Below are 519 nucleotides of genomic sequence, written 5' to 3' on the forward strand. Positions count from 1 at the left end.
TCATGCTTTGCTGCTAACATTCATGTTGTTAAAGAGCGGTTACTGTCGTTTATTAATTTGGGTCTGTTGGTGGTGTTACATCAATTAGCCATGCTGGAATGTAGCCATTTTCAACTGTGAGCTTATAGCCTTTTACGTCTTTAGCGATGATGGCTAGGGCAATAAGGGGGATAGCTAAACCTCCTCGTCTACTACCTATACGCTCTTCGTCACTGTAATATTCTTTATGGGCCAGCAAGGCTTTTTCCATGGCTTGATTATATTCTTGCTCGCCGTTTTCAGTGAAAATGGCGGTAATAATAGGAATGAGCGGCCATTCTAAACGACTTACATAGAGGTATGCTTCATCATCAACGTAATCATCTGAGTTACAGGTGATATAGGCTTGCTCGATTAAAGGGGCTAAGTCGACACTAGGGTTAAATAACCCTTTGAGTAAGTCAGACAGTGCATAATCAAAGGGTTTAAGTTGATTACCATAATTAGCTGTTTTAAACACATCGTTATCGATAGCCGTTA

General features: G+C 40.5%; 1 protein-coding gene. It reads right to left on the reverse strand.

The genetic code is table 11. The features are described 5' to 3' along the window. Nucleotides 1-52: 52 nt before the first annotated feature. A partial coding sequence (locus CWC28_RS21130; RefSeq protein ID WP_171038336.1) for an immunity 49 family protein occupies nucleotides 53-519 on the reverse strand: 467 nt, incomplete at its 5' end.

Origin of the sequence: Pseudoalteromonas sp. S4492 (assembly GCF_005886115.1) — a bacterium.
Classification (GTDB): Bacteria; Pseudomonadota; Gammaproteobacteria; order Enterobacterales; family Alteromonadaceae; genus Pseudoalteromonas; species Pseudoalteromonas gelatinilytica.